This window comes from Nitrosospira sp. Nsp1, from assembly GCF_900100985.1.
Lineage (GTDB): Bacteria > Pseudomonadota > Gammaproteobacteria > Burkholderiales > Nitrosomonadaceae > Nitrosospira.
In genome coordinates this window covers 59,007-84,024 of record NZ_FMUF01000003.1, presented here as the reverse complement: position 1 = coordinate 84,024, position 25,018 = coordinate 59,007, and the positions used below count along the sequence as shown (strand labels likewise).

23 protein-coding genes and 1 CRISPR repeat array are annotated in these 25,018 nt (G+C 52.2%); of the genes, 10 read left to right on the top strand and 13 right to left on the bottom strand.

Annotated features, from left to right (window positions below):
• Positions 1 to 19 precede the first annotated feature (19 nt).
• Both cas2 and BLP78_RS02565 read left to right on the top strand, forming a co-directional pair.
• Positions 20 to 328 (top strand): CRISPR-associated endonuclease Cas2, encoded by a 309-nt coding sequence (cas2, locus tag BLP78_RS02570; RefSeq protein ID WP_090456178.1) that lies wholly within the window; start codon positions 20 to 22, stop codon positions 326 to 328.
• Positions 329 to 391: 63 nt separating this feature from the next.
• Positions 392 to 4,984: direct repeats of the CRISPR family, unit length 37 nt; unit sequence ATTGTAGTTCATCCGGGGTGAGAGAGGGAGCTACAAC.
• Between the two features lie 221 nt (positions 4,985 to 5,205).
• The gene (locus BLP78_RS02565) at positions 5,206 to 5,673 is read left to right on the top strand and encodes a nucleoside deaminase (RefSeq protein ID WP_090456175.1); all 468 of its coding nucleotides are present in this window, start codon (positions 5,206 to 5,208) and stop codon (positions 5,671 to 5,673) included.
• 313 nt (positions 5,674 to 5,986) lie between these two features.
• On the opposite strand, the gene BLP78_RS02560 is transcribed toward BLP78_RS02565, so the two are convergent.
• Both BLP78_RS02560 and BLP78_RS02555 read right to left on the bottom strand, forming a co-directional pair.
• On the bottom strand, positions 5,987 to 6,145 hold the full coding sequence (locus tag BLP78_RS02560) for a DUF3309 domain-containing protein (RefSeq protein WP_072768382.1): 159 nt from the start codon (positions 6,143 to 6,145) through the stop codon (positions 5,987 to 5,989).
• Positions 6,146 to 6,723: 578 nt separating this feature from the next.
• Entirely contained in the window at positions 6,724 to 7,134 is a 411-nt protein-coding gene (locus BLP78_RS02555; protein ID WP_090456171.1) for a nitrosocyanin, read from the bottom strand.
• A 420-nt stretch (positions 7,135 to 7,554) separates the two neighbouring features.
• On the opposite strand from BLP78_RS02555, the gene BLP78_RS02550 reads away from it, so the two are divergent.
• Both BLP78_RS02550 and BLP78_RS02545 read left to right on the top strand, forming a co-directional pair.
• A complete protein-coding gene (locus BLP78_RS02550; RefSeq protein ID WP_090456169.1) occupies positions 7,555 to 7,839 on the top strand; it encodes a hypothetical protein in 285 nt (94 codons plus the stop codon).
• A 57-nt stretch (positions 7,840 to 7,896) separates the two neighbouring features.
• On the top strand, positions 7,897 to 8,679 hold the full coding sequence (locus BLP78_RS02545; protein ID WP_090456167.1) for an N-acyl homoserine lactonase family protein: 783 nt from the start codon (positions 7,897 to 7,899) through the stop codon (positions 8,677 to 8,679).
• Positions 8,680 to 8,737: 58 nt separating this feature from the next.
• Here the strand turns inward: BLP78_RS02545 and BLP78_RS02540 are convergent, their stop codons facing one another.
• Complete coding sequence (locus BLP78_RS02540; protein ID WP_090456164.1) at positions 8,738 to 9,166, bottom strand: hypothetical protein; 429 nt, start codon at positions 9,164 to 9,166, stop codon at positions 8,738 to 8,740.
• 213 nt (positions 9,167 to 9,379) lie between these two features.
• Between BLP78_RS02540 and BLP78_RS02535 the strand changes: the two genes are divergently transcribed.
• Positions 9,380 to 10,021, top strand: a complete 642-nt coding sequence (locus BLP78_RS02535; RefSeq protein WP_090456162.1) for a helix-turn-helix transcriptional regulator — start codon at positions 9,380 to 9,382, stop codon at positions 10,019 to 10,021.
• 44 nt (positions 10,022 to 10,065) lie between these two features.
• Here BLP78_RS02535 and pgl read toward each other — a convergent pair whose 3' ends face one another.
• The 7 genes from pgl to gloB form a co-directional block, all read right to left on the bottom strand.
• Positions 10,066 to 10,788 (bottom strand): 6-phosphogluconolactonase, encoded by a 723-nt coding sequence (pgl, locus tag BLP78_RS02530; RefSeq protein ID WP_090456160.1) that lies wholly within the window; start codon positions 10,786 to 10,788, stop codon positions 10,066 to 10,068.
• 73 nt (positions 10,789 to 10,861) lie between these two features.
• Complete coding sequence (locus BLP78_RS02525) at positions 10,862 to 11,272, bottom strand: DoxX family protein (protein WP_090456157.1); 411 nt, start codon at positions 11,270 to 11,272, stop codon at positions 10,862 to 10,864.
• Positions 11,273 to 11,407: 135 nt separating this feature from the next.
• A complete protein-coding gene (locus BLP78_RS02520) occupies positions 11,408 to 11,872 on the bottom strand; it encodes a hypothetical protein (protein ID WP_090456155.1) in 465 nt (154 codons plus the stop codon).
• 370 nt (positions 11,873 to 12,242) lie between these two features.
• Complete coding sequence (locus tag BLP78_RS02515; protein ID WP_090456152.1) at positions 12,243 to 12,683, bottom strand: hypothetical protein; 441 nt, start codon at positions 12,681 to 12,683, stop codon at positions 12,243 to 12,245.
• 488 nt (positions 12,684 to 13,171) lie between these two features.
• Positions 13,172 to 14,101 carry a phosphogluconate dehydrogenase (NAD(+)-dependent, decarboxylating) gene (gnd, locus tag BLP78_RS02510; protein WP_371128848.1) on the bottom strand — a complete coding sequence of 310 codons (930 nt, stop codon included), beginning with the start codon at positions 14,099 to 14,101 and terminating at the stop codon, positions 13,172 to 13,174.
• Between the two features lie 22 nt (positions 14,102 to 14,123).
• Complete coding sequence (gene tal, locus BLP78_RS02505) at positions 14,124 to 15,254, bottom strand: transaldolase (RefSeq protein WP_090456148.1); 1,131 nt, start codon at positions 15,252 to 15,254, stop codon at positions 14,124 to 14,126.
• A 437-nt stretch (positions 15,255 to 15,691) separates the two neighbouring features.
• Entirely contained in the window at positions 15,692 to 16,483 is a 792-nt protein-coding gene (gene gloB / locus BLP78_RS02500) for a hydroxyacylglutathione hydrolase (RefSeq protein WP_090456146.1), read from the bottom strand.
• A gap of 155 nt (positions 16,484 to 16,638) precedes the next feature.
• Between gloB and BLP78_RS02495 the strand changes: the two genes are divergently transcribed.
• From BLP78_RS02495 to dnaQ, 3 genes are read left to right on the top strand one after another with little or no spacing between them, the layout of a single operon-like run.
• Positions 16,639 to 17,412 carry a class I SAM-dependent methyltransferase gene (locus BLP78_RS02495; RefSeq protein WP_090456144.1) on the top strand — a complete coding sequence of 258 codons (774 nt, stop codon included), beginning with the start codon at positions 16,639 to 16,641 and terminating at the stop codon, positions 17,410 to 17,412.
• Positions 17,409 to 17,921 carry a ribonuclease HI gene (rnhA, locus tag BLP78_RS02490; RefSeq protein WP_090456141.1) on the top strand — a complete coding sequence of 171 codons (513 nt, stop codon included), beginning with the start codon at positions 17,409 to 17,411 and terminating at the stop codon, positions 17,919 to 17,921. Before BLP78_RS02495 ends, rnhA begins: the two co-directional genes overlap by 4 nt.
• Before the next feature lie 46 nt (positions 17,922 to 17,967).
• Positions 17,968 to 18,690, top strand: coding sequence for a DNA polymerase III subunit epsilon (gene dnaQ, locus BLP78_RS02485; protein WP_090456139.1), 723 nt, complete (start codon positions 17,968 to 17,970; stop codon positions 18,688 to 18,690).
• A 112-nt stretch (positions 18,691 to 18,802) separates the two neighbouring features.
• Here dnaQ and BLP78_RS02480 read toward each other — a convergent pair whose 3' ends face one another.
• Positions 18,803 to 20,071 carry a PA0069 family radical SAM protein gene (locus BLP78_RS02480; protein WP_090456137.1) on the bottom strand — a complete coding sequence of 423 codons (1,269 nt, stop codon included), beginning with the start codon at positions 20,069 to 20,071 and terminating at the stop codon, positions 18,803 to 18,805.
• Positions 20,072 to 20,356: 285 nt separating this feature from the next.
• Here BLP78_RS02480 and BLP78_RS02475 point away from each other — a divergent pair, with 285 nt between their 5' ends.
• Positions 20,357 to 20,863: an REP-associated tyrosine transposase gene (locus tag BLP78_RS02475; protein WP_090456135.1), complete on the top strand. Its 507-nt coding sequence runs from the start codon at positions 20,357 to 20,359 to the stop codon at positions 20,861 to 20,863.
• Between the two features lie 344 nt (positions 20,864 to 21,207).
• On the opposite strand, the gene BLP78_RS02470 is transcribed toward BLP78_RS02475, so the two are convergent.
• Complete coding sequence (locus BLP78_RS02470; RefSeq protein WP_025040127.1) at positions 21,208 to 21,597, bottom strand: LapA family protein; 390 nt, start codon at positions 21,595 to 21,597, stop codon at positions 21,208 to 21,210.
• 222 nt (positions 21,598 to 21,819) lie between these two features.
• Entirely contained in the window at positions 21,820 to 22,698 is an 879-nt protein-coding gene (locus BLP78_RS02465; RefSeq protein ID WP_090456131.1) for a c-type cytochrome, read from the bottom strand.
• A 362-nt stretch (positions 22,699 to 23,060) separates the two neighbouring features.
• On the opposite strand from BLP78_RS02465, the gene BLP78_RS02460 reads away from it, so the two are divergent.
• On the top strand, positions 23,061 to 24,752 hold the full coding sequence (locus BLP78_RS02460; RefSeq protein ID WP_176752758.1) for an SWIM zinc finger family protein: 1,692 nt from the start codon (positions 23,061 to 23,063) through the stop codon (positions 24,750 to 24,752).
• Positions 24,753 to 25,018: the final 266 nt, after the last annotated feature.

Here is a 25,018-nt window from a genome sequence, read left to right as displayed (position 1 = left end):
CACGGAGACACGACGATTTATGCGCTTGATTGTGCTTTTCGATCTACCCGTTGTCACCAAGGCCGAGCGCCAAGCCTACACTCTGTTCCGCCGTTTCCTAATTAACGATGGGTACGATATGATCCAGTTCTCGGTGTATGGTCGTATCCTGAATGGCAACGATGCGCTGGAAAAACACATGAAGCGATTAGTAAACAGCCTGCCACCCGAAGGCTCCGTACGCTGCCTGGCCGTCACCGAAAAGCAATACGCCAGCATGAAACTCTTGGTCGGCCTGCCGCTTTTTCAAGAAAAAGCACTGAAGGCCGACCAAATGCTGCTATTTTGAAGAGCGATTTTTCAAACAGAACGCCCGCCAGATTGAGGTCTGGTGGGCGTTTGCGTGAGAGCTATTGTAGTTCATCCGGGGTGAGAGAGGGAGCTACAACCGGCGACAGTGTTATAGGAGGCGATAATAGATTGTAGTTCATCCGGGGTGAGAGAGGGAGCTACAACTCTCAACGCCGTCCACAGTGTGCTTCCATGATTGTAGTTCATCCGGGGTGAGAGAGGGAGCTACAACCCGGGCATGATCATAGTTCTAGGAATGTGGATTGTAGTTCATCCGGGGTGAGAGAGGGAGCTACAACCTCACAAGAGGAATTGCGCCGGTCCGCTCAATTGTAGTTCATCCGGGGTGAGAGAGGGAGCTACAACTGAAAGTGCTAAGATAAACCGTGCCGCCGTATTGTAGTTCATCCGGGGTGAGAGAGGGAGCTACAACGCATTGCGCTAGCGTTTCCCACTTATCATTATTGTAGTTCATCCGGGGTGAGAGAGGGAGCTACAACACTTTCGACAGCTTCACTATCGCGACTGAAATTGTAGTTCATCCGGGGTGAGAGAGGGAGCTACAACGCCGACTGGCGCCGAGGCGGGGATGGTCATATTGTAGTTCATCCGGGGTGAGAGAGGGAGCTACAACCCCTGTGCTTGTGTGAAAGTTGGCATCTATATTGTAGTTCATCCGGGGTGAGAGAGGGAGCTACAACTTTGGGCGCGGAGTGCTGCGCGGTCTGGAGATTGTAGTTCATCCGGGGTGAGAGAGGGAGCTACAACTCTTGCATCTCATGATTCGCGGGCACTGAGATTGTAGTTCATCCGGGGTGAGAGAGGGAGCTACAACTCTGCCGCTTGGAGAGCGCATACGCTTTTAATTGTAGTTCATCCGGGGTGAGAGAGGGAGCTACAACCGTTTCCGGCTGGTCTACTACGAAATCATCATTGTAGTTCATCCGGGGTGAGAGAGGGAGCTACAACTTCGGGTAACACTACAAGCCCGGACTCCATATTGTAGTTCATCCGGGGTGAGAGAGGGAGCTACAACGCGGCTGCACGTTCAGGACTTGACCGGGTAATTGTAGTTCATCCGGGGTGAGAGAGGGAGCTACAACGCCTGTTGCGGGAAGGAAGCGGGGCTATCGATTGTAGTTCATCCGGGGTGAGAGAGGGAGCTACAACGAGTCGCCGTAACGACCGACGGCCTGGGGAATTGTAGTTCATCCGGGGTGAGAGAGGGAGCTACAACCGCGCCCGGATCATGCCGCGCTTGATTGCCATTGTAGTTCATCCGGGGTGAGAGAGGGAGCTACAACCGCGGCTTCGTCGGTTCAGCACGGCGCCAGATTGTAGTTCATCCGGGGTGAGAGAGGGAGCTACAACCCGGGGCGTACCTGACATACCACCTGAAATATTGTAGTTCATCCGGGGTGAGAGAGGGAGCTACAACAGGCCAAGGCATATGTCGATCTCGTAAACAATTGTAGTTCATCCGGGGTGAGAGAGGGAGCTACAACCAATCGTCGCTGTTATCGTAGCCAAACGTCATTGTAGTTCATCCGGGGTGAGAGAGGGAGCTACAACATGCGGTGGTGTCGGGCGTGGTGGTAGGGGATTGTAGTTCATCCGGGGTGAGAGAGGGAGCTACAACCAGTAACCACAGCCTGCATCCGAACTGTCGATTGTAGTTCATCCGGGGTGAGAGAGGGAGCTACAACCCGGTACAGGACGCGCCGCCGTCCCCATGTATTGTAGTTCATCCGGGGTGAGAGAGGGAGCTACAACCTGAGGCCGGGAGAGTTCATCCACACATTCATTGTAGTTCATCCGGGGTGAGAGAGGGAGCTACAACGCTCATGCGCGAAGATAAAGACGGCGGCATATTGTAGTTCATCCGGGGTGAGAGAGGGAGCTACAACGACATACCCTGAGATGTGGCGCGCTTGAGTATTGTAGTTCATCCGGGGTGAGAGAGGGAGCTACAACCATTTAGGCTACCGGGCGGCTACAAGGCGGATTGTAGTTCATCCGGGGTGAGAGAGGGAGCTACAACATGTCGCCACGCCTGAAGCAACCACATTTGATTGTAGTTCATCCGGGGTGAGAGAGGGAGCTACAACCATGCTGTACCGATGGGATGCGAAAAATTAATTGTAGTTCATCCGGGGTGAGAGAGGGAGCTACAACTGTTTAATATTCGTCAACGCGGTTTCAACCATTGTAGTTCATCCGGGGTGAGAGAGGGAGCTACAACTTATGGTAGCGCGATAAAAACCGTAGGCACATTGTAGTTCATCCGGGGTGAGAGAGGGAGCTACAACCTTCACGCGAGACAATCGGGAAAAATACAAATTGTAGTTCATCCGGGGTGAGAGAGGGAGCTACAACCGACGGATCGAGGGAAGGCTACTCTTACTAATTGTAGTTCATCCGGGGTGAGAGAGGGAGCTACAACTACTAGCGGTGCTGGCTAGTGCCAAGATGAATTGTAGTTCATCCGGGGTGAGAGAGGGAGCTACAACCTTATCGGGTCGGCGAGCGTAAAGAAGCTGATTGTAGTTCATCCGGGGTGAGAGAGGGAGCTACAACATCTCGTGCCACACCCAACTGAGACGTGATATTGTAGTTCATCCGGGGTGAGAGAGGGAGCTACAACGCGTACACACGCCTGACTTCGGCTACGCATATTGTAGTTCATCCGGGGTGAGAGAGGGAGCTACAACCGGATGCGATGGTATAGCGGTCAGCGTCTTATTGTAGTTCATCCGGGGTGAGAGAGGGAGCTACAACTGCCAAGCACGTTGAACGCGAAGAGCATTTATTGTAGTTCATCCGGGGTGAGAGAGGGAGCTACAACTAAATGTCTCGCTGGGAACAATCCCGGCTGATTGTAGTTCATCCGGGGTGAGAGAGGGAGCTACAACAGCATCCGAGCGTTCAGGGTTACGCGGAAAATTGTAGTTCATCCGGGGTGAGAGAGGGAGCTACAACCGTCTGGTTGCTAGGGTCGGCATCGAGCTGATTGTAGTTCATCCGGGGTGAGAGAGGGAGCTACAACGTCTCGTGCCACGCCGAGTTGTGACGTGATATTGTAGTTCATCCGGGGTGAGAGAGGGAGCTACAACCGCATAACAAATCAATACCCAAACGCATTAATTGTAGTTCATCCGGGGTGAGAGAGGGAGCTACAACCCATGTTGAGCGGTGGCGGCGGTGACAACAATTGTAGTTCATCCGGGGTGAGAGAGGGAGCTACAACCGGATGGTGTACGTGGGCTTTTTGCGCGCTATTGTAGTTCATCCGGGGTGAGAGAGGGAGCTACAACCGCAACTGTTCCGGGCGGGGCTTCTCACCCATTGTAGTTCATCCGGGGTGAGAGAGGGAGCTACAACTCCGCGCCGGTCGAGGATTCTCGGAAGTCAATTGTAGTTCATCCGGGGTGAGAGAGGGAGCTACAACGCGCGGAGATGAGTGACGATATCGCTCTGCATTGTAGTTCATCCGGGGTGAGAGAGGGAGCTACAACGAAGCTAAGCGTTTAGCGCCTGTGCTATCAATTGTAGTTCATCCGGGGTGAGAGAGGGAGCTACAACATCGCGTCAAGCATGATCCGGTGTTCTCGGATTGTAGTTCATCCGGGGTGAGAGAGGGAGCTACAACCGGGTGCGCTCAATGGAAATGCCGCCTACTATTGTAGTTCATCCGGGGTGAGAGAGGGAGCTACAACTCATCCGTTCAAGGTGACCCGGTGGGCGCAATTGTAGTTCATCCGGGGTGAGAGAGGGAGCTACAACCGACGGCGCAACGCATCCAGATCGCCGCGTATTGTAGTTCATCCGGGGTGAGAGAGGGAGCTACAACCGATCGACATAAGAACGCGAAGCGCTTCTTATTGTAGTTCATCCGGGGTGAGAGAGGGAGCTACAACGCTTGTCCGACGGCGTCCATAATGTTGTAGATTGTAGTTCATCCGGGGTGAGAGAGGGAGCTACAACTTATGGCAACACGATAAAAACTGTCGGTACATTGTAGTTCATCCGGGGTGAGAGAGGGAGCTACAACACAGAGCGACGAATAGAAACCAACCCCATCATTGTAGTTCATCCGGGGTGAGAGAGGGAGCTACAACGGTATTCGGAGAGACCGCGCCGGCGGGATTATTGTAGTTCATCCGGGGTGAGAGAGGGAGCTACAACCGGTAGACGTCTTTCGTGCGACTAGCGGCCATTGTAGTTCATCCGGGGTGAGAGAGGGAGCTACAACCACGGTCACCGCCTGGCCGGTATTGCCGGTATTGTAGTTCATCCGGGGTGAGAGAGGGAGCTACAACTATACCCAGAAGGGACGTTCGCGAAAGGCGATTGTAGTTCATCCGGGGTGAGAGAGGGAGCTACAACACCTCGTTATCCTGGTAGGTGCGAGGCGTGATTGTAGTTCATCCGGGGTGAGAGAGGGAGCTACAACGGAACCCGCCGAGTACAAAGATCAAGGCGCATTGTAGTTCATCCGGGGTGAGAGAGGGAGCTACAACTGTTTCGAGTTTGGCGCGGAGGGCGGCTATATTGTAGTTCATCCGGGGTGAGAGAGGGAGCTACAACACCGAGCCGGGCGGACCCCGGCGCCATGACATTGTAGTTCATCCGGGGTGAGAGAGGGAGCTACAACTGATATGGGAATGGACATAAAGGCAATGTATTGATTTCTTTTGAAAATCTGAGTACGTATCGTATGGGTCTAGCGGTCGGAACGCTTCTTATCAATCGACTTTGACCTTTTATATTCTTTGGATTGAGGAAGTCGGTACGGCGGTCTTGTTTTCCAGGACACACTGAAAGAGTAAGATATGTATGTCGACACTCGACTTTGGATTACAAGAAGGCACAATCATGAGCAGTGAGCAGCACATGCGAGAAGCCCTGGCGCTGGCCCGGGACAATATTAAGGCCGGGGGTCGGCCTTTCGGTGCGGTGCTGATATACCAAGGGCAGGTGATCGCCCGGGCGGTAAATGAGATTCATAGTACCCAGGATCCGACCTGTCACGCCGAAATGCAGGCGATACGCAAAGCCAGCCGTGTGCTGGGTCGTCCTGATCTTGATGGTTGCGAAATCTACGCCAGCGGTCACCCATGCCCCATGTGCCTGGCCGCAATGCACCTGTGCGGTATCCATCGGGCGTGGTACGCCTATTCCAACGATGAGGGCGAGCCATATGGGCTGTCGACTGCTGACGTGTATGCACAGATGGCTCGCCCTCCCTTGCAGCAGGAAGTGGTGCTGCGACCGTTGAAGCCTGCGGACGAAGAGGGCTTGTACGCGCAGTGGCAGGCAAAGCAGGCCGACCGCACTTCGTAAACCAGCGACTCCCGTTCGAGAACCAATAGGGTCAGACTAAGTCTGACCCTATTGGTATTTAATGCTGCGATTCTTCAGTTATTAGAAAAATTCGAACAACTGATGTTATTCCACCCAGAAAGTATGGGAATATACTTTTCCGATGGCCCTGCTCATCCTCTTCTTCATCGCCTTCGTCGCCCTGGTAGCGATAGCCCCGCACCAGTTCATGCAAATACTACTAGCTCGCATGGTTCGGCATGGGGCTATCTGTCATCTATACGCTACTGGCGGGCCTCTTCTCGTAATTCCGCATAGCTTTCAGCTTAGCAAGCTAGATGTGCCCCAACAAAACCAAAATAAGCACTATTAACAGCACGAATCCGATACCGCCACTCGGTCCATAACCCCAGCCGCTGCTGTAACCCCATGTTGGAATCGCACCCACCAGGGCAAGTATCAGCACAATCATAAGAATCGTTCCGAGAGTCATTTTAATTCTCCTCGTTTTGATTTGAGGTTTTATTATGCTCTTTTGACGAGTTTTATCTGTTCGGTGGCATACAAAATACGATCCAAGCGATAATGAAGGGTTGGAGTATGGGCGTGACAGGAAGGGGTTGGCGTTTACGCAGAAGCGGTTGAGCGTGGCCGCCCAAGTCGATAAAGACACACTTCTATCAAACTTAGTAATCCAGCTTTTGAAGAAGCTTATCCTGTTAAATCGATGCTACTTACTACAAATAAAAAACCCGCTGCGTAGCGGGTTTCATTGTTCCAGTAAGCAATGCTTACTCCTTAGGAATACTCCATCACCTTCCTGAGTAGTTTCAGGCTTATTATGAACAGCCGCGGTATGGCAGATTAAATGCACCTTATCAATATTGCATCCTGATCTTACGAGCTACGAGCGCGCCTACCATGCCGCTTCTGCTTCGGCGTTCGGCAGCTTCGAAGCTATCATTGACCAGATCGTCACTTCGATCTGTTGTTGTCGATGTTAGCTTCGCTGCTTTCGCTTTTTCTACTACGCCGCCGATCCTGCTACTTCACAGTCTCCGTAACGGGACTTTAATCTATAACGTTCAAGGAACCCGATAGATGGATGTTCTTGGGATGGAGCTGGCACCAAATGGTAAACGCACCGCTCTTGTTCGCTACGAAAGAGACCTCTTTTGTTTCTCCCGCCTTGAGTACTTCTTGAATTCCATATTCGTCAATGGTAAATCCCTCGCTGATAGGGGATTTGTTCTCTACGGTAATCTTTACTTTGGTTCCTTTCTTCACAGTCAGGGTTTCGGGCTCATTGATAACGTTAAACGCGCGGATGTTCTTGACTGTCACACCTTCCACGTTGAGCTCAGGAATAGTAGTGTCATAAGCATTGATAACTACCTTGAATTTTTGTTCGGCTGCTTGCGCGGTTCCTACTAATAACAATCCTAAGGCAAGACTTGCAAACATCGTTATGGTTTTTTTCATAATTACTTTCCTTTACTATACGTTACGTTTTAATGAAATAGCAGCCGCTTTTGTTTAACGGTACTTACAACTTGCCACGCCCTGATCAACAAGGATAAGCATCTGGATAGTACTCATTAACCATGAGCGCTTTACTCATCGTTAGAATTGTAATTCTGCGTATGTTTTATCCTGAATTCGCCCGCGCGAACCCAGCTAATACTCTAATTGGGATAGTCACGGATGTCAATCGCAAGCTTCTCTCAAGTCCAAGTTTAAGATAGGTTTTCTGGCCGATTCGATCAGGCCGTGGCATTCGGGATTATCCGGCTTTGCCATTGCTGCTTTCTGGTTGCATTCAGCCTATCATGGCACACTAAACCGTAATTTTGGGCGTAACCAGTAATTACGGTAATATTGTCGATCAAAATCGAGTAAACCATGGCTGATAGCGGTTTGATAACCTTTAGCGTCATAATCCTGACTGGATTGCTTTGTCTGGCTATATGGGTTCTCAGGAAAATAGCGCGCGGAGAAATCGACGTAAGCGTTAACACCGCACTGGTGGCATTGCTGGTGGTTGCATTGCTGGTGCCTTTGGGATTGAATTTTTCCGCTCATCTGATATTCGGCAAGATGAATCATTCAAGTACTGACGAAACCGCCGAACACCCGGAACACCCGGAACAGTCAGAACACTCGGCATTTGAGACTGAACACCATTGAAGTTAACTGAGGACGTCAATCTGCATTGGCGAGGTCTAGAAACAATGGGAATTTAATATGCCTCGCGATACGAAGATTTGGCCGCTGCTGACAGGCACGCATCGCTACGAGAAGACAATCTCGACACGCAACCGCGGCCATGGCAGATTTATCGATGCGCCGATTCTTGCCTATTTGATTGAAACGCCCAATGGACGCATTCTCTACGATGTGGGTTGCGACTATCGCAAGCTTGCCGACCCAGCACTTCGCGCAAAATATTTCGAGCCCATGCGTCATTCGTTCGAACCGCCTGCGATGGAGGAAGACCAACGTATCCCTCACTATCTGGCACAGTTGGGGCTAGCACCATCCGATATCGATGTTGTGTTTATCGGGCACTTGCATTTCGACCACGCAGGCGGCCTGTGCGACCTGCCCGGCTGCGAGGTGCATGTTCAGGCTGAAGAAGTGGCGGCAGCGCGTACCGGACAGGATGGCAGCGTGTTTACCGGTGAGCTGGCGAGTGCGGGGCAATGGAAGATAATGACGGGTGAGTATATGTTGACCCCCGGCGTCCAGGCGGTTGCCAGCCCTGGGCATACGGCCGGGCATATGTCGCTATTCATCGAACTGCAAAAAGGGCCGCCCGTCATCCTGTGTGGGGATGCAGCCGATCTGGTGGAAAACCTGGAGGAGGAGGTTGCGCCAGGGTACTGTTGGCAGGATAACGAAGCACTGGCGCTAGCAAGCATTCGTAAGCTGAAGGCGCTTGCCCGCACCGAAAACGCGCAGCTTTGGCCCAACCACGATATGAATTTCTTCCTGGGCTTGCCGAGATTTCCAGCATGGAGAGACTGAAGCACCGGGCTGTCAGCCCCCGTGTTTCATGGCGATTTCGTGGAGGCCTGGCCGGCGCCTAATTGGAGTTAGGATTTAGCGTGGCAGCGTCTACAATTTGCCCTTTACGGGCGGCAAATTCGCGTTGTGCCTGTTCCGTTGCCATTCGCCGATGCATCGCGGCTTTTTTTATACTCTCTTCCGCATTCGCCTCGTATTTACGAACCAAAGCATAAGTATGTGATTTCAAATCCTGGGCTCGCCGACCATAGAGATATCCTTTATCTTCGTAGTGCTCAAGTAATTTCTTTTGCTCCTTTGCCTTCGTCTGCATTTCTCTCGCTGTATTTTCGAAATACTGCGTCAAGGCATCATGATCGCTGCGTGTTCTGGCGTTCTGGGAAGCTTTTCTGATATTGGTGTTCTGAAGGGCTTCGTGAGGGCTTAGCTGAGCGCAGGCGGCCAATAAGCTGAGGGATAAGGCTGCGAATAAATTTCTTGTTCTCATGCCGCGCGCTCCTTTAGAATCGAGCGACTGCTCCAAAGACGCGAAGCAAGGGCTACAATAAATTATCGTTTGTGAAAAAATTGTAAAGGGATGAGTGTGAATTTGTCAACTATTTTATGTGTAAAGTGTATTAAGATAGCGTATAGTGCTAGATGTGCTATAACACGCTTTTCGATTTCCTGATACAGACGGGGGGGAAGGAGGTACAACCAAATGGTTAATAAAATGGGTGCACGCCAAAAGCAACTACTCAAGCTATTGCGTGGGAACAGAACCGGCATGAGTGTGGATGAGCTTTCGAAAGGGCTTGAAATTACCCGAAATGCCGTGCGACAGCACCTTGCGTCCCTGGAAGCAGCAGGATTAATTGCGGCAGGAGTTACGCGTCCATCTGGCGGAGGCCGTCCTCAGCAACTTTACGTTCTCACCGAGCTCGGCCAGGAAAGTTTTCCACGTCAATATTCGTGGCTTGCGCAACTGGTGGTGGCCTCGGTTCAGCGTGAAGAAGGCGCGGAAAACATGCGTAAGCGGCTGAACGGTATCGGTGCAGGCATAGCCCGGCAGATACGAAGCCAGTACCCAGAATTGACCACGCAACAGGAAAAGGTCCAAAAGCTTGCCGAAGTAATGGATCAGCTTGGTTACAATGCGAGAAATGCGACATTGCCGGGTGGCGAGGCAGTTATTGAAGCCGATAACTGTGTCTTTCACCAAATGGCGGTAAAAGATCTGGAAATCTGCCACCTGGATAAGGGCTTGATGGAAACGTTTACCGATACCAAGGTCGAGCAGCACGAATGTATGGCTAGTGGCGGAGATCTTTGTCGATTCAGGTTTTTGCCTAAAAAGGAGTAGTTTCTACTCCTTTTTTTTGTCTTTCTTTCCCTTCTGGCGCGGACCTAATGCGTTATCCCCGCAAGCGGCTGCAATAAAGCAGACTCCACCAGCACATCGACACCCGTTTCACCCATTATTGCTCGCGCGGGTATATTCTCTCCAGCGCGCCACCTTGCCACTGCTTTATGCTTCGATGCGCCGCTCACCAGAAAAATTATCTGACGCGAACGGCTTAGCCGCGCGGCGCTGAGCGATACGCGCTGAGGTGGTCGTTTGGGCGAATTGAAAATCGCCAGTGTATCGGGAGAATCCGAAGCGGTTCCCCACTCGTTACCGGGGAACAGGCTTGCAGTATGGCCATCTTCCCCGAGCCCGAGCAAGGTCAGATCGAACATGTCAACGCCCTGCAGGGTCTGTGCATATTCATTCGCTGCTTTATCCGCGCGAATCTCGCTCGGTATTGCATGTATCTGGTTCGGGGGAATAGACACATGATCGAGCCATGCTTCCCCGGCCATACGAAGATTCAACTCTTCTACCGTGGGCGGCATGCAGCGCTCATCGCCAAAATAGATGTGCCAGGCAGCCCAGTCCGTGGCAGCCGATCGCAGCCGCTGATAAATTCCGCGCGGTGATTCACCCCCAGCCAGCACGAGATTGAAACGTCCTCGTTCCTGTATCGCCATCGACGCCCCGTCGAGAATGGCGCCCAGCGCTGCTTCCTGTAAAGCTGGCAGATCGGCGAATCCATGCCAGCGGTATTTTTCCGAATTGACGATGCTCATGGCTGTAGTTACCTGTGCTGATTGGTCTTGTAAATAACTTAAACTGAACAGTAGAGCTGGCTATGCTAACACACTAATCCGGTCTGATTGCCATTCGGCCGCTGCCCAGGAACAATACTGCGAGGCCGGAAAATAAATAAAAACCCTGCAATTCGAGCGCCCAGCCACCTGAAGTGGTCAAAGTAAACAGCTGGCTGCGGTGTGCCAGAAAAAGTGCAAATCCCATATTACCGAAGACGAGCAAACCGCCGAGGCGTGAAAAAATTCCCAGTATTATCATTAACGGTGCGATAACCTCACCCAGATAAACGCCATAAGCCAATGCCTGAGGTAGACCATTGCTGCCGAGTTGCTTGCTGATGAAGTCGAGAGAACCTGGATTGAGTATTTTATGTACCCCATGAAACAGTATCAGCATTCCAACCGTAACGCGGAGGATCAATTTACCGAGGTTATCATTGTGAAACGGATTGGGCACTATCATGTCTCCGGTAATTTCAGGCTCGCCATTTCAATGGGCGGAATAGGGCAGGAGACAACCAATGCATTGCGCGTTACGCTAGCCGAGCTTGCTCGGCTTAACGGGAAAGGGAAAGCCTCAGTTATTCAGTTGAATTCGCTAGTGAGATTTATTTACGATGCTGAATCTCTGCACACCGGACGCGGTGGCGTGATTTTTTTCTTTAAATTTCAAGGCGATTTGCCGGTGAGTGGCAGCTTCCTTCGCATCCGCCTTCGCGGCTTGTTCATACTTGCGTACTAGCGCCGAGGTATGCGCTTGCAGATCCTGAGCTTTTTTCCCGTAGAGATAGCTTTTTTCCTCGTAATGCTCAAGCAACAGTTTTAATTCCCTCGTTTTTGCCTGTGCCTTCCTTGCCTCATCTTCGTAGTATTTGGCCACGATTTCGTGTCGCTTCCTTGCCTCATCTTCATAGTATTTCGCTGTGGCTTCGTGGTCGCTTCCGGCGGGGGGATCCTGCCCGGACGGGATCTCGGAATCATCGACGGTTGCTATTACGGGCGAACTCAGTGAGGCCAGCAAGCCAAGCAGGGACAACGCGGCAAAAGTATTTATCGTTTTCATTTCGAGGCGTTCGACTATCCGTTTTTTACCGGAATAAGCACTGAAGTTTCGATGAAATTTACGCCAAGATATTCCTTGACTCAAAGCCTACATGATGGGTATGGCTTCGTCAATTACGATATTTGAAGCGCCAACTTCGCAGATATGCTGCTGTCGTAGAGCATCCCTGAGATAGGGCCTAAGGATCGAGCGTGGGCTGAAGCAGATTGAAGCGGATCGAAGAGGGAGAACTCCGGGGCTTATCGGGGCGGGAAGGGTTTATGGGCCAGCTTACGGTAGCAAGCTGCCCATGAAAATATGAGAAAGTCAAAATACGATTTAAAGCTACTGTAATTTCAGACACTACGTTTTTAATAAATTACTTTTACCGCTATTCTTCAGAAACGGTAGCATGATGAAGCCCGTGCGCAATACTCAAGCTTTCCAATTGAGGCACAGAGTAACCATTCTCTTCAGCGCTCGCCGCCATTTGCCGATGCAGGGCGGCTTCTTTTATATTGGTTTTTGCCTCTTTCTCATACTTGCGCACTAACGCATAAGTGTGGGATTGCAGGTCCTGGGTCTGCCTACCGTATAGGTAGCTTTTGCTTTCATATTCTTCAAGTAATTGTTTTTGTTCTTGCGCTTTTGCCTGTATTTCTCGGGCTGAGTCTTCGTAATAGGCTGCCACAGCCTCATGGTCGCTTCGAGTTGTGGCATTCTGGGCAGCGGCGGTGATATCAATATCCTCTACGGCGGATGCAGCAGGGCTCAACAGGGAAAAAAGGCTGAGTAGAGATAACGTAGTAACGATTTGTTTCGCATTCATCATCACACCTCCTGTTCTTGCGCATTGCAAAGCGGGCGTTAATTCTCATGCTCATGGTGTGAAGAATATGTGAAGGATAAATCTTTGTCAACTTACTTATGTTAAAAGTATTATTAGGATTGATCCCTGTCAACTTCAAGCTTGATAATGCGCGAGCGCCTAAGCCTGCCTCTTTCTACAATTGAGAAGTAGGGCGGGCTCTGCCCGACGATCAAGAACGATGGCGGGCAGAGCCCGCCCTACTGGCGATCAGTGCAGCGTAAACCTGCGACGGCGAGCAGACAGCAGAATGCATTCGCTATCCTGAAGACAATGGCGGATTGATTTTGGTAAAACCAGTATTAGGGAAGCGCCGATATCGTGAGGTAGGTCGGGCTGCGCCCGACGATCGTAAAAATGATGTCAGGCGCAGCCTGACCTATTTATGGGGGTAGCGCAGCGTAAGCCAACGAAAGCGCGCAAACAGCAGGGCCGCATTGAGAATTGCTCAATTATTCCTTTTTTATATCATGTCCGCCGAACTGGTTGCGCAACGCCGACAGCAATTTGTTGGAGAACGACTCGGGATCGCGCGACTGCAGCCGCTGCAATAACGCCAGCGTGATTACCGGTGCGGCGACATCGAGATCGATTGCCTCCGCGACGGTCCAGCGCCCCTCGCCGGAGTCAGGCACATAGGCGGCGATGCCATCCAGATCGGGATTTTTTGCAAGTGCGGCAGCGGTGAGGTCGAGCAGCCATGACCGGACCACGCTGCCTTCGCGCCATATCTCCGCCACCTGGTGCAAGTCCAAGTTGAATTCGGTCTTGCGGTTCATAAGGGCAAACCCTTCACCATAGGCTTGCATCAGGCCATACTCGATGCCGTTGTGAATCATCTTGGTGAAGTGCCCGGCACCACTGGGACCCACGTGCCCCCAACCTTTATCAGGCGCCGGAGCAAGTGTCTCGAAAATAGGACGCAACTGGGCGACGACATTGTCATCACCACCTACCATGATGCTGTAGCCATTCTCCAGACCCCATACGCCGCCGCTGGTGCCGACATCCACATAGTGGATTCGGTTTGCCTTCAGCATCTGGGCGCGGCGTTGCGTATCCTTATAATTCGAATTGCCGCCATCGATAATGATGTCATCGGGTTCCAGCAGCGGTAACAGCTCGGCTATCGTTTCATCTACCGGCGCACCGGCGGGAATCATCAGCCATACGACGCGTGGCGACTTCAGTTTATCCACCAGGTCTTCGAGCGATGCCGCCGCCGTTATGCCTTTTTCCTCAAACTGCTTGCGGGTATCCGCGCTACGGGCGAAACCGGCTACGCGATGACCATCCCGCAGTAGCCGTTGTGACATGGGGCCGCCCATGCGCCCCAATCCGATCATTCCAATATCCATTGTTTCCGCCCAGTTCCCAGTTATGCAGGCTGCCTACAGCAGTGGTTCAGGCCGCGTGATTGCAGGCGGCGAGGATATCTTGCCGTTTCTCCTTTATCGCGCCAAGCAGTTTGTCATATGAATTGGCGAAAGCGGCCACGCCGTCATTCTGAAGCTTTTCGGTGATGGCATCAAGATCGATTCCCAGATGCGCCAGCTGTGCAATATCCGCTTTCGCTTGCGCCATATCCTCTTGAAGCGTTGCATGCACGCGGCCGTGATCGCAAAATGCCTGGAGGGTTTTGGGTGGTACGGTGTTGATGGTATCGGGTCCGATCAATTTTTCCAGGTAGAGTACATCTGAATAGGCCGGGTTCTTGGTTCCGGTACTGCCCCACAATGGCCGCTGCACGCGTGCGCCTTTACCGTGCAGAGCGGTAAACGATTCACCATAAAATACTTCGCGAAAGCGCTGATAAGCAAGCTTGGCATTGGCGATGGCAATCTTGCCGCGCAGATTGAGCGCCTCGGGCGTACCCATTTTTTCCAGCAGGGCATCGACAACGGTATCCACCCGGCTGACAAAAAAGGACGCGACCGACACCGGCAGGGGTTTTGTTACGCCAGGGGATGCCGTCCGGCGCACAAGCCCGGCGATATACGCTCGCGCCACCACTTCGTAATGCTTCAGCGAAAACATCAGGGTGACATTGACATTGATACCTTCGCTGATCAACTGCTCGATCGCGGGAATGCCCTCGGGCGTGGCAGGAATCTTGATCATCAGATTGGGGCGTTGCACGGCCTGCCACAGCCGCCGCGCTTCAGCGATGCTGCCTGCGGTATCGTGAGCGAGCTGCGGCGAGACTTCAAGGCTGACATAGCCGTCTCCGCCGTTCGTTTCGTCATACACGGGCCGCAGCACATCGGCCGCCATGCGGATATCTTCGATGGCTACCGCCTCAAACAGTGCTTTGTCGGTTTGTTTATCGTTGGCTTTGAGCAGTTTGCCCAGCGCATCATCGTAACTATTGCCGCGAGTAATGGCTTGCTCAAAAATGGTTGGATTGCTGGTCAGGCCGCGCAGCTTGTCTTCAGTTACCAGCCGTTGCAGTTCTCCACTATTGATGAGGTCACGGCTGATCGAATCCAGCCAGATAGATTGGCCGCATTGCAGTAACTGTTCAAGGGGTTTCATAGGATTTGTTCTCCTTTAGCGATGGCACTGTTGCAAATGGCTGCTGTGAACGATTCGCGCAACGTGCCAGCTTCACGCGACTGCTTCGGCGTTTCACAACGGCGTCGGATGGCTGTGCCTTATATCGCAGGAGATGTTTGTTTGCCCATCAGGGGAATAAAGCACAACAATAAGACAATGCGATCACGCGATCGTTCATTGCATTGCTTATTGCTTCTTGTCCTTATCGTGCTTTCAGGCCGGGAGGCGCATGGAGTTTCACTACGAGTTTTCGTTATTTTCGTTATGCCAATTGCTTCGCCTGCCCGGCCGCATGCGCGCAACTGATTGAGCGTATATACAATTCTCATTGATCATGCGGGCTCGCCGTCAGTGCAGCAAGATAGCATGAGGGTTGGATATACAGGCTCACTCTGCCGATTATTTGCTGTCCAGCGCTAAAAATGATTCTTCCAGTCCCGGATTGCAGCAAACACGCTGATACGATCGGTCAATGGTGTGCCGGCATAATTGCTGGCATTTCGGATAACTTCCGGTTCGTTGCAGCGCAGGAATGGATTGGTGGCTTTTTCCAATGCGATGGTGCAGGGGAGGGTCGGAAGATTTTGCTCACATAATTTTACAACTGCCGCTTCGCGTTCGATCAACGCCTGGTTGCTTGGTTCGACCGCCCTGGCGAAGCGAATATTATTGAGTGTATATTCGTGACCGCAATAGATCAGTGTTTCTTTGGGCAAATCAGACAGTTTCTCCAGGGAATCGACCATTTGCCGGGCGGTGCCCTCGAATAAGCGTCCACAGCCGCAACCGAACAACGTGTCTCCACAAAACAGCAGGTTTGCGCCATAATACGCAATATGTCCGGCAGTATGACCGGGGATGTCCAGGACCTTGAGGCTGAGCGAGAATTCCGAAAGGTAGACGTTACCCTCTTCCTTTTCTTTTTCGGTGTATTCTTTGAGGCGATGAGTCAGTGTGGGGATTGATTCCTTCTCGGGGCCGTAAACCGGCACCGTAAATTCCTGCAGCAACGCTGCGTTTCCTCCTGTATGGTCCTTGTGGTGGTGGGTATTGAGAATCGCGATGAGTTTCAGTTTTTCGCGCCTCAAGTAATCCAGCACCGGGGAGGCATCGCCCGGATCGACCACGGCAGCGTGGCAATGGTCGCGAATGACCCAGATATAATTATCGGTGAATGCACGGATCGGAACGATATATGGCGTAGTCATGATAGTTCGGGCGGTTGAGCCAGGTATGGAAAATCGATAGCTCGGCGTCGCGTTCAAAGATAAGGTGATGGGCTAGCCAATAATCCTGCCGGTCTACCTGCGATAGAGTCCCTTATCGTTTAACTGTTGCGCTTCGGCCGTTCTAGACATTATTTATGCCTCTAAAAAATACACAGGAATGGTTTGAAACCTGCCTGGGCCAATATTTGTTGGAGCGGGAGCAAAGCTATTTCGACAAGGCCGTGGCAAATGTGTTCGGATACAATGCCATGCAAATCGGATTTCCGCAATATGACTTTTTGCGCACTAATCGTATACCGCTTCAGTTTTGCGCGGCAACGGGAGGGGGCGCTGAAGTGCTGGCAGCACCTGATTTTTTGCCGATTGAAACGAACAGCATCGATCTGGTGGTGATTCCCCATGTGCTCGAATTCAGCTCCAATCCCCATCAGATCTTGCGTGAGGTGCACCGGGTATTGATGCCTGAAGGGCAGGTCATTGTCTGTGGTTTCAATCCCCGCAGTCTGTGGGGCGTGCGCGGACTCTTCGGAACGCCTCGGGACAATTTTCCGTGGCGCGGCAATTTTATTGCGTTGCCACGGCTCAAGGATTGGTTGACGCTGCTGGATTTCGAGATCACCGAAGACCGGTTATGCTGTTATGCGCCACCGTTCAGCCAGGAAAAATGGCTGACGCGCTTTTATTTCATGGAGGCTGCGGGTAGCCGCTGGTGGCGATTTTCCGGAGGCGTATATTTTCTGAATGCCGTCAAGCGCGTCCATGGTATGCGTGTTATCAAGCCCGAGTGGAAAGAAGTGCGTGCAAGAAGAAGAAGCATGGCCCCGGTTGCGCAGAAGATCAAAGGCACTACAGAGAGCGAACCACGCAGGGCCGCGCGCAACAAGACGTCAGCGCAAGGCAGGGAGTGAAGCCGGACCGCGCAGGTGTGGTCGACATATTTACCGATGGCGCCTGCAAGGGTAACCCGGGTGTCGGCGGTTGGGGTGCGTTGCTAGAGTACAACGGGCATAGGCGTGAACTGTTCGGCGGTGAAAAACTGACGACCAACAACCGGATGGAACTGCTTGCGGTGATTCGCTCGCTGGAAGCACTGAAACAGAGATGTAACGTGCGTTTGCATACCGATTCCCAATATGTGCAGAAGGGTATCAGCGAATGGATACACTCCTGGAAAAAGCGCAATTGGCGTACCGCGAGCAAGAAACCGGTAAAAAATGACGATCTATGGAAAGAGCTCGATCTACTTACACAACGCCATGACATCGAATGGTTATGGGTGCGCGGCCACTCCGGCCATGAGGGCAACGAACAGGCGGATCAGCTTGCCAATCGGGGGGTGCAGTGTGTGCTTGAAAATCCAGCGGGCTCGTCCGGCACTGCGGAGAAGTGCGAAGTTAACGGAAATTTCAATGAATAGGTTGTTTTTAACGCTTTTTGCGGTCTAGGCACAGATTTAACACTCTATGCGCCAGATTTTTATCGACACTGAAACCACCGGCCTGGAGCCGAGGCTCGGCCACCGTATTATTGAAATCGGGGCGTTGGAAATGCTGAGCCGGAGGCTGACGGGCCGCCGCTTCCACTATTACCTGAATCCCGAACGCGATAGCGAGCCGGGCGCTTTACAGGTACACGGATTGACGACGGAATTTCTCCAGGACAAGCCGAAATTTTGTGACGTGGTCCATGAATTGCTCGAGTTCATCGATGGTGCCGAGCTGATCATGCACAATGCCTCTTTCGACGTTGCATTCATCGATCATGAATTGGGTCTGGCCAAGTTGCAACTTCTGGGTAAGTATTGCCATTCGGTTACGGACACCTTGAAGATGGCAAAAGAGCTGTATCCCGGCAAAAGAAACAACCTGGATGCACTATGCGAACGCTACGCCGTCGATAACACCAGGCGCTCGCTGCATGGCGCGCTGCTGGATGCGGAATTGCTGGCAGAGGTCTACCTCGCCATGACCCGCGGGCAAGACAGCCTGCTGATGGATCTGGAAGACCCCTCCGCGCTGGATTTTGCCATCAGCCTGAGCGAGCTTCAATTGGCGGTGCTACCACCTACCCCGGAAGAGCTGGAAGCCCACGCACAGCAATTGGAAAGCATCGAGCGCGAAAGCAAAGGTAAATGCTTGTGGATAAGGCTGGAATCCGCCGAGCCGGCACAACCGTCCGTGGAATAGATAATCTATAAGGACGGCTAGCTTAGGTAGCTTAGGGTAGGGTGGGTGAAGCGAAGCGCAACCCATCAAAAAGCGAATAGGCAGCTCAAGAAGCTGGGCCTGGGATAGTTTCCTAAAAAAGCTCACGCTGGCCGCCCGATTTGCCGCTTTTTACGGCTGAAGAGACAATCTTGGCAGTAGCCTTTGCCGGTGGCGCAACTGCCGAGGCAACCGAAGGTGGATGAAAACGGGAGCTATCCAACCCCTTGAAGCGGCCTGAACGGACACCCATGCCCAAGCGCGCAACCGTTTTTTCGAAGCGCTGGCGAATCACGTCAGCCCAGATACCTTCCCCATGCATGCGCGTGCCAAAACTGGCGTCATAATCCTTCCCGCCGCGCATATCCCGCACCCGGTTCATCACACGGGTCGCACGGTCGGGAAAGTGGGCTTCAAGCCATTGCCGGAATAGCGGACTCACCTCCCACGGCAGGCGCAGCATGACATAACCCGCATTGATGGCGCCGGCTTCCGCCGCGGCAGCCAGTATGCGCTCCAGATCAGGTTCGGTAACGAAGGGAATTATCGGCGCGACGCTGACCCCTACCGGAATCCCGGCATCGGTCAACGTACGAATGGTACGCAAGCGGCGAGCGGGCGCCGCTGCCCTTGGTTCCAAGGTACGGGCAACAGCCGGGTCGAGCGTGGTGATCGTTACCGCTGCCATTGCTTGTCGGCGGGATGCCATTTCCGCCAGTAAATCAATGTCGCGTTCAATTAGCGATGATTTCGTGATCAGTGCCACCGGATGTTCACACTCATGCAGCACCTCCAGCACGCGCCTCGTCAGCCGCAGCTCGCGCTCGCAGGGCTGGTAGGCATCGGTATTGACGCCGAGCGCGATCGGTTCTGGTACATAAGACGCTTTGGCCAGTTCACGCCTCAGCAACTCAGGCGCATTGACCTTGGCGAAGATCTTGCTCTCGAAATCCAGCCCAGGTGACAAGCCGAGATAGCTGTGTGTGGGACGCGCGAAGCAATAAATACAGCCGTGCTCGCAGCCTCGATAAGGGTTGAGCGAAATGCTGAATGGAACATCGGGGGATTGATTGCGGCTCAAGATCGTTTTGGCTCGCTCCTCGATCACCTGCGTCTTCCAGGTTGAGACGGAATCGGCCTCCGCATCGACATCGATGCTGCCATCCGCCGGGCAATCCGCTCCAGCATCGGCTCCCGAGCACCCTCCAGCATCACCCTGAGACCAGCCATCATCGATAGCTTCGCGCTTCAGCAGCTCATAACGTCCCTGCAAATTGGAAACCGCACCCCGGCCTTTTTTTGCTTTCAAGAGGGGTTGTATGAATAGCGGTTCATCCTCGGCAGAGGTATCGGAGTCGGACATTATGCAGTCCCCAATGTTCTTGATCTGTGAAGGAAGGGGTAAAGCACTTTAGCTGGCAATCGGTGCTGATGGGTTAAATACGAGATAAAGGATATCCCTTTGATAGCCTAGTCGCCAGTCAGTTCACGTGCAATATCAATCACTGTACAATATTTTTTTCAGCAAGCAGATAGATCGGATTTGCGGTAACAAAACGATGTCGGGCGGAGCCCGCCCTACCAGCGCGTTGGTAGGGCGGGTTCTACCCGCCGAACCATTGCCGATCTAACAGACAGACAAACAACCATGCCAAACTACCGCCGCCATCAAGAGCCCGGAGGAACATATTTCTTTACCGTGGTGGCCGCTGGGCGAGAACCCATATTTACTCAAGAGGTTGCACGCATTGCGCTACATGCGGCAATACAAGCAGTGCGCACGGAGCATCCATTTCGCATTAAAGCGTGGGTATTGCTCCCCGACCATTTGCATTGCATTTGGAGCTTGCCCGAAGATGATGCTGATTATCCGTTACGATGGGCAAAGATAAAACGGGCGACGCGGCACAATCTGGGCTTGGCCCCTGAGACAAGATTTTGGCAACCCCGATATTGGGAACACTTCATCCGCAATGACAACGACTTGATCCGCCACCTGGACTACATTCACTGGAACCCCGTGAAACACGGACTAGCCAAATGTGCCGCAGACTGGCCTTATTCCACCTTTCATCGTTTTGTGACGAAAGGTGTTTATCCACCGGATTGGGGTATTGCCGAGGGCGAAATTGATGGCAAACTATTTGGCGATTGAGGAATTAGGCTCGTACCGAATGAATATTTGATGGTAGGTCGGGCTCCGCCCGACGATCAAGGACGATGTCGGGCGGAGCCCGACCTACTAATGCGTTCCATCAACGGCATGATGAGTAGGGCGGGTTCTATCCGCCGGATGGCTGCCAATCCAACAGACAAATAACGATGCCAAATTACAGCTCCCACCAAAGAACCGGGAGAAAGCTATTTCTTCACCATGATGACCGCCGGACGGAAAACTATATTACTCAAGAATGATGCACACCGCGCTGCGCGTTTGCAATACGAGCGCACGGAACACCCGTTTCGCATCAATGCATGAAAAATTGTGGTTGAGCCCCCTTACTCCTTCGGCTTCTCGACTTCGCTGCCTAATAATATCGACTTCAGTCCGAGAAAACGCGTGGGCTCTTCCGGTATGGGCTCCGGGCTTATTCTCATCAGCTCTCCTTCCAGTTGAGTGACACGCCGCTCCAGTGCGGCTTTGTCATCTTCCAGTTTATTGACCCGGCGGCGTAGTTGCGAACCTTTCCAGACATTCTTGATTATGCCCGGCCAGGATACCAATAGCGCAATAACGGCGCCGATGCCGATTGCCAGCAGCAATACCATGGCTAGAGAGCTATCAAAGGTCCATAAACCCAGAGTGACTGTCACCGATGTACTGTTTTGCAGAGCAAACGCCACAGCAGCGATGGCAGCGGCAATACCTACTATTAACAAAAGCTGCATGACTGTCTCCTCTGCTATTAATTTTTTACGAAAGGAAGCACCTTCGCAGACAACATTAGTATGCACCCAGTCGTAAACAGCCGAAAGGGGTGATGGGATGAGGGATTCAACCACCAACAGCTCGGTGAGGTAATAACCGCTCATAATTGATGGACTTATTACCCGGTGAGCACATAAATTACCGAGGAGGCAGGATTTCCGCACTTAAAGTAAAAAAATACCTCACGGATTCGCCGGAACGCGCTTGGCATTGCTCATCGCCTTGAGATAGGCAATGAGCTCTTCAGTGGCCGTTTCACGGTCGAGGAGGATCGCGCCGGTAAGCCCCGGCATCGTTGTGTTGTACCGGATACTCTGCGGGCTCATAATCCAGCGCTTCAAATACTCGGGTTTGATGTATTCCGTCACGCTTACCGGGTAATTGAGTTCCGGCGCCTTACCTCCGCCTTCACCATTAATAGTGTGGCATGCCATGCAGTGCTGGCGAAAATGCATGAATCCGCGCTGCGCCGCTGCTGATGATCCTGCCGGAAGGGTCATATTTGGAAAAGGCGACACGAATTTAAGCTCGATGCGCTTGATCTGGTAGGGCATGTCCGATGCGCCGGCATCGAGCAATTCTTTTGACTTGATATTGTCCCACACCAGGTAGAGCGGCCCAAGCTGCACAATTTCATTATTTTGCAGCCTATTAGTCAATGTAAACGGCGTGCCATCCTCATGCGCGAAGGCGAAATAGGCGTCATGTGCGAGTAACTTCTTCACCGGAATGCTGGGCTGATATCCGTCAATGGACGTGAAGATGATCTCCTGCGCGTTTTCCCAACCCTTCCCGAATACCTTGTCAAATACAGGTCGAACTGGCAAAGCGCGATAAATGCGCTCCGCTTTTTCGTGGGCCTCAAAAACTTTTATCGAGACAGCCGGCGCGATAGTGCGAAGATCATCCAGCGGCAGAGCGCTGACGGTTTGGCCGTTGTTTTTGAACTCGACATTAATGGAGTCTTGTGCCAATGCAGTCGCAAGCGAAAGCGCAAGGGCGAAAAAGCTGCCAAGCAAGAGCAGGAGATATTGGAGAATTCCTGAGACGCTCATACTCATGTGGCTCCCCCCACGGTATATATTCATTATTTTACAATATACCTATGCACCGTTCTCGGTTTGACGGGTGTGCAGCTTTGTAGGATGGGTAAAGCGTAGCGTAACCCATCAGAACTACACAAACGACATATTAACCACAACCGCATATCAGCAATGTAGCATTGATAAGGCATTAGCATAACCAGATGATGAGTTGCACCACGTAGAATTGCGAGCCGCGACTTCGTCATGCACCATGTATTTCCGATTTTACCAGCTTAGCTGCCAGCCAAGCACTTTGCGGAAGATTTCTTCAGAGATTCCCGACGAACCTATACCCATAGCGACAACTAAAAATGCTGCGTGAACTGATTTCCAGAGATATGAAGAAACTTGCTGGCGCGGTATATCACGTCAGAGGCACCACCTATTTCGAACAAGGTTTGGTGAAATTGATCGATGAGAATGACAGCGACATCATCGCTTGCGTTGCAGGCACATATGATTATGAAGTCCGGTTATGGCAGGAAGACGATGAACTGATGTATGAATGCAGTTGCCCGGTAGGGCAGGATGGTGATTTCTGCAAGCATTGCGTTGCAACCGGTCTTGCGCTGCTCGCAAAGCGCGCGGGAAAGAAGCAGCACTCCGCCATGGATGACATTCGCAATTATCTGGAGACGCTGGAAGTGGACGCGTTGATGGGCATCATTACGCATGCCTGCAAACATGACAAGCGCTTGCGTGAAAGGCTCCTGCTGGTAGCGCGGGGACGCGGAAATTCCAAATCGGCAGTCAAGGCATGGAAGGATGCGTTAAATCGGGCTACGGTTACACGCGGATTTATTGATTATCATGAAATGCATTCCTTCGCCGCGGGTATTCAGGAAATTATCGATGGGCTGGGAGACTGGGTTTCAGGTGGGCGGGCAGCCCAGGCCATTGACTTGGCGGAATACGCGGCAAGCAAAGTGGAAAAGCTGATCGGTGAATGCGACGATTCCAACGGCGAGCTGGGCGATCTTCTGGACAGCATCGGCCAGATTCACCTGGCGGCCTGTCGGGTGGCGCGTCCCGATCCGGAGGCGCTGGCTGGCCGATTGCTGAGGCACGAACTGGGCGATGAGCTGAATACTTTCACCGATGCCGCGGCGCGCTATGCTGATGTACTGGGAGAGAAGGGATTGGCGGAGTATCGTCGGCTGGCCGAGCTGGAATGGAAGAAAATTCAACCATTATCCCCGGGGTCTTCGCAGTCTGGTCGATGGGATGGGAATCGCTATCGCATCACGCGAATTATGGAAACATTGGCGAAGCAAAGCGGCAACGTGGAAGAACTGGTGGCGGTAAAATCCCGCGACCTTTCACTGGCGTGGCATTTTCTCGAAATTGCCGAGATTTATCGGGATGCAAAAAACGGAGAGATGGCATTCGAATGGGCGCAACGCGGATTGACAGCTTTCCCCGTAAAAACCGATTCACGCTTGCGGGATTTCTTGATCGAGGAATATTTGCGTCGTGGTGCGGGAGAAAAAGCTACGCATCTTGCATGGATGCAATTCAAAGAAAATCCACACTTGGATAACTACATAAAACTGAACGATGTCACAACCAAGCTGGATAATTGGCCGACTTGGCGTGACAAGGCATTGGCATATCTGCGAAATAAAATCGCTCGCGCGTTCGCTGAAAGAGGCAAATTTCGTTTTGGCGGAGTGGAAGCGCCGGATCAATCGCCTCTGGTAGAAATTTTACTCTGGGAAAAGAATGTTGAAGCGGCATGGCAGGAAGCCCAATCAGGAACTTGCCACGAAAAATTATGGATCAAGCTTGCGGAGCTTCGCGCGAAAGAATATCCCCAAGACGCCATAACAGTTTATCGACGCCAGATTGCGCGCCTGGTGCAACAGACCAACAATCATTCTTACGGCGAAGCCATCGAACTGCTCAAGAAAATCAAACCGCTCATGATACGTGTTAGCGGTGCGTCGAGCGTGAGCGATTACCTCGCCGAGCTCCGTGTCATATTCAAAGTCAAACGTAATTTCATGAAAATGCTGGATCAGCTTCGCTAATGCCACAGCCACTCGTTATTTTTTCTTTATATGTTGCTCCTGAGCCTTGCCTTGATATGGGTGCCATACTTGTTAAGAGGCCCCACCCCGTCAAAATGAGGCCATTTCATAATCAGCAGAGTAGGGCGGGTTCTACCCGCCGGATGGCTGCTGAGGTTTATGGAATACCCTCGGGTTGGAAGTGAGAATCTTCACGAGGTGCGACACGGCATAGTAATATGCCGAGCGCAGGAATATAAAGCTTACAGAATTTCTGGCATGGCCCC

Excerpts from the sequence above, each read along its gene's own strand:
- cas2 (WP_090456178.1), top strand. The coding sequence starts at position 20 with ATGCGCTTGATTGTGCTTTTCGATCTACCCGTTGTCACCAAGGCCGAG.
- tal (WP_090456148.1), bottom strand. The coding sequence starts at position 15,254 with ATGAAACCCCTTGAACAGTTACTGCAATGCGGCCAATCTATCTGGCTG.
- BLP78_RS02465 (WP_090456131.1), bottom strand. The coding sequence starts at position 22,698 with ATGAGTATGAGCGTCTCAGGAATTCTCCAATATCTCCTGCTCTTGCTT.
- BLP78_RS02550 (WP_090456169.1), top strand. The coding sequence starts at position 7,555 with ATGGCTGATAGCGGTTTGATAACCTTTAGCGTCATAATCCTGACTGGA.
- BLP78_RS02470 (WP_025040127.1), bottom strand. The coding sequence starts at position 21,597 with ATGCAGCTTTTGTTAATAGTAGGTATTGCCGCTGCCATCGCTGCTGTG.
- BLP78_RS02460 (WP_176752758.1), top strand. The coding sequence starts at position 23,061 with ATGAAGAAACTTGCTGGCGCGGTATATCACGTCAGAGGCACCACCTAT.
- gloB (WP_090456146.1), bottom strand. The coding sequence starts at position 16,483 with ATGACTACGCCATATATCGTTCCGATCCGTGCATTCACCGATAATTAT.
- BLP78_RS02495 (WP_090456144.1), top strand. The coding sequence starts at position 16,639 with ATGCCTCTAAAAAATACACAGGAATGGTTTGAAACCTGCCTGGGCCAA.
- BLP78_RS02475 (WP_090456135.1), top strand. The coding sequence starts at position 20,357 with ATGCCAAACTACCGCCGCCATCAAGAGCCCGGAGGAACATATTTCTTT.
- BLP78_RS02520 (WP_090456155.1), bottom strand. The coding sequence starts at position 11,872 with ATGAAAACGATAAATACTTTTGCCGCGTTGTCCCTGCTTGGCTTGCTG.
- pgl (WP_090456160.1), bottom strand. The coding sequence starts at position 10,788 with ATGAGCATCGTCAATTCGGAAAAATACCGCTGGCATGGATTCGCCGAT.
- BLP78_RS02535 (WP_090456162.1), top strand. The coding sequence starts at position 9,380 with ATGGTTAATAAAATGGGTGCACGCCAAAAGCAACTACTCAAGCTATTG.
- dnaQ (WP_090456139.1), top strand. The coding sequence starts at position 17,968 with ATGCGCCAGATTTTTATCGACACTGAAACCACCGGCCTGGAGCCGAGG.
- BLP78_RS02525 (WP_090456157.1), bottom strand. The coding sequence starts at position 11,272 with ATGATAGTGCCCAATCCGTTTCACAATGATAACCTCGGTAAATTGATC.
- BLP78_RS02565 (WP_090456175.1), top strand. The coding sequence starts at position 5,206 with ATGAGCAGTGAGCAGCACATGCGAGAAGCCCTGGCGCTGGCCCGGGAC.
- BLP78_RS02545 (WP_090456167.1), top strand. The coding sequence starts at position 7,897 with ATGCCTCGCGATACGAAGATTTGGCCGCTGCTGACAGGCACGCATCGC.
- BLP78_RS02540 (WP_090456164.1), bottom strand. The coding sequence starts at position 9,166 with ATGAGAACAAGAAATTTATTCGCAGCCTTATCCCTCAGCTTATTGGCC.
- BLP78_RS02560 (WP_072768382.1), bottom strand. The coding sequence starts at position 6,145 with ATGACTCTCGGAACGATTCTTATGATTGTGCTGATACTTGCCCTGGTG.
- BLP78_RS02555 (WP_090456171.1), bottom strand. The coding sequence starts at position 7,134 with ATGAAAAAAACCATAACGATGTTTGCAAGTCTTGCCTTAGGATTGTTA.
- BLP78_RS02515 (WP_090456152.1), bottom strand. The coding sequence starts at position 12,683 with ATGATGAATGCGAAACAAATCGTTACTACGTTATCTCTACTCAGCCTT.
- BLP78_RS02480 (WP_090456137.1), bottom strand. The coding sequence starts at position 20,071 with ATGTCCGACTCCGATACCTCTGCCGAGGATGAACCGCTATTCATACAA.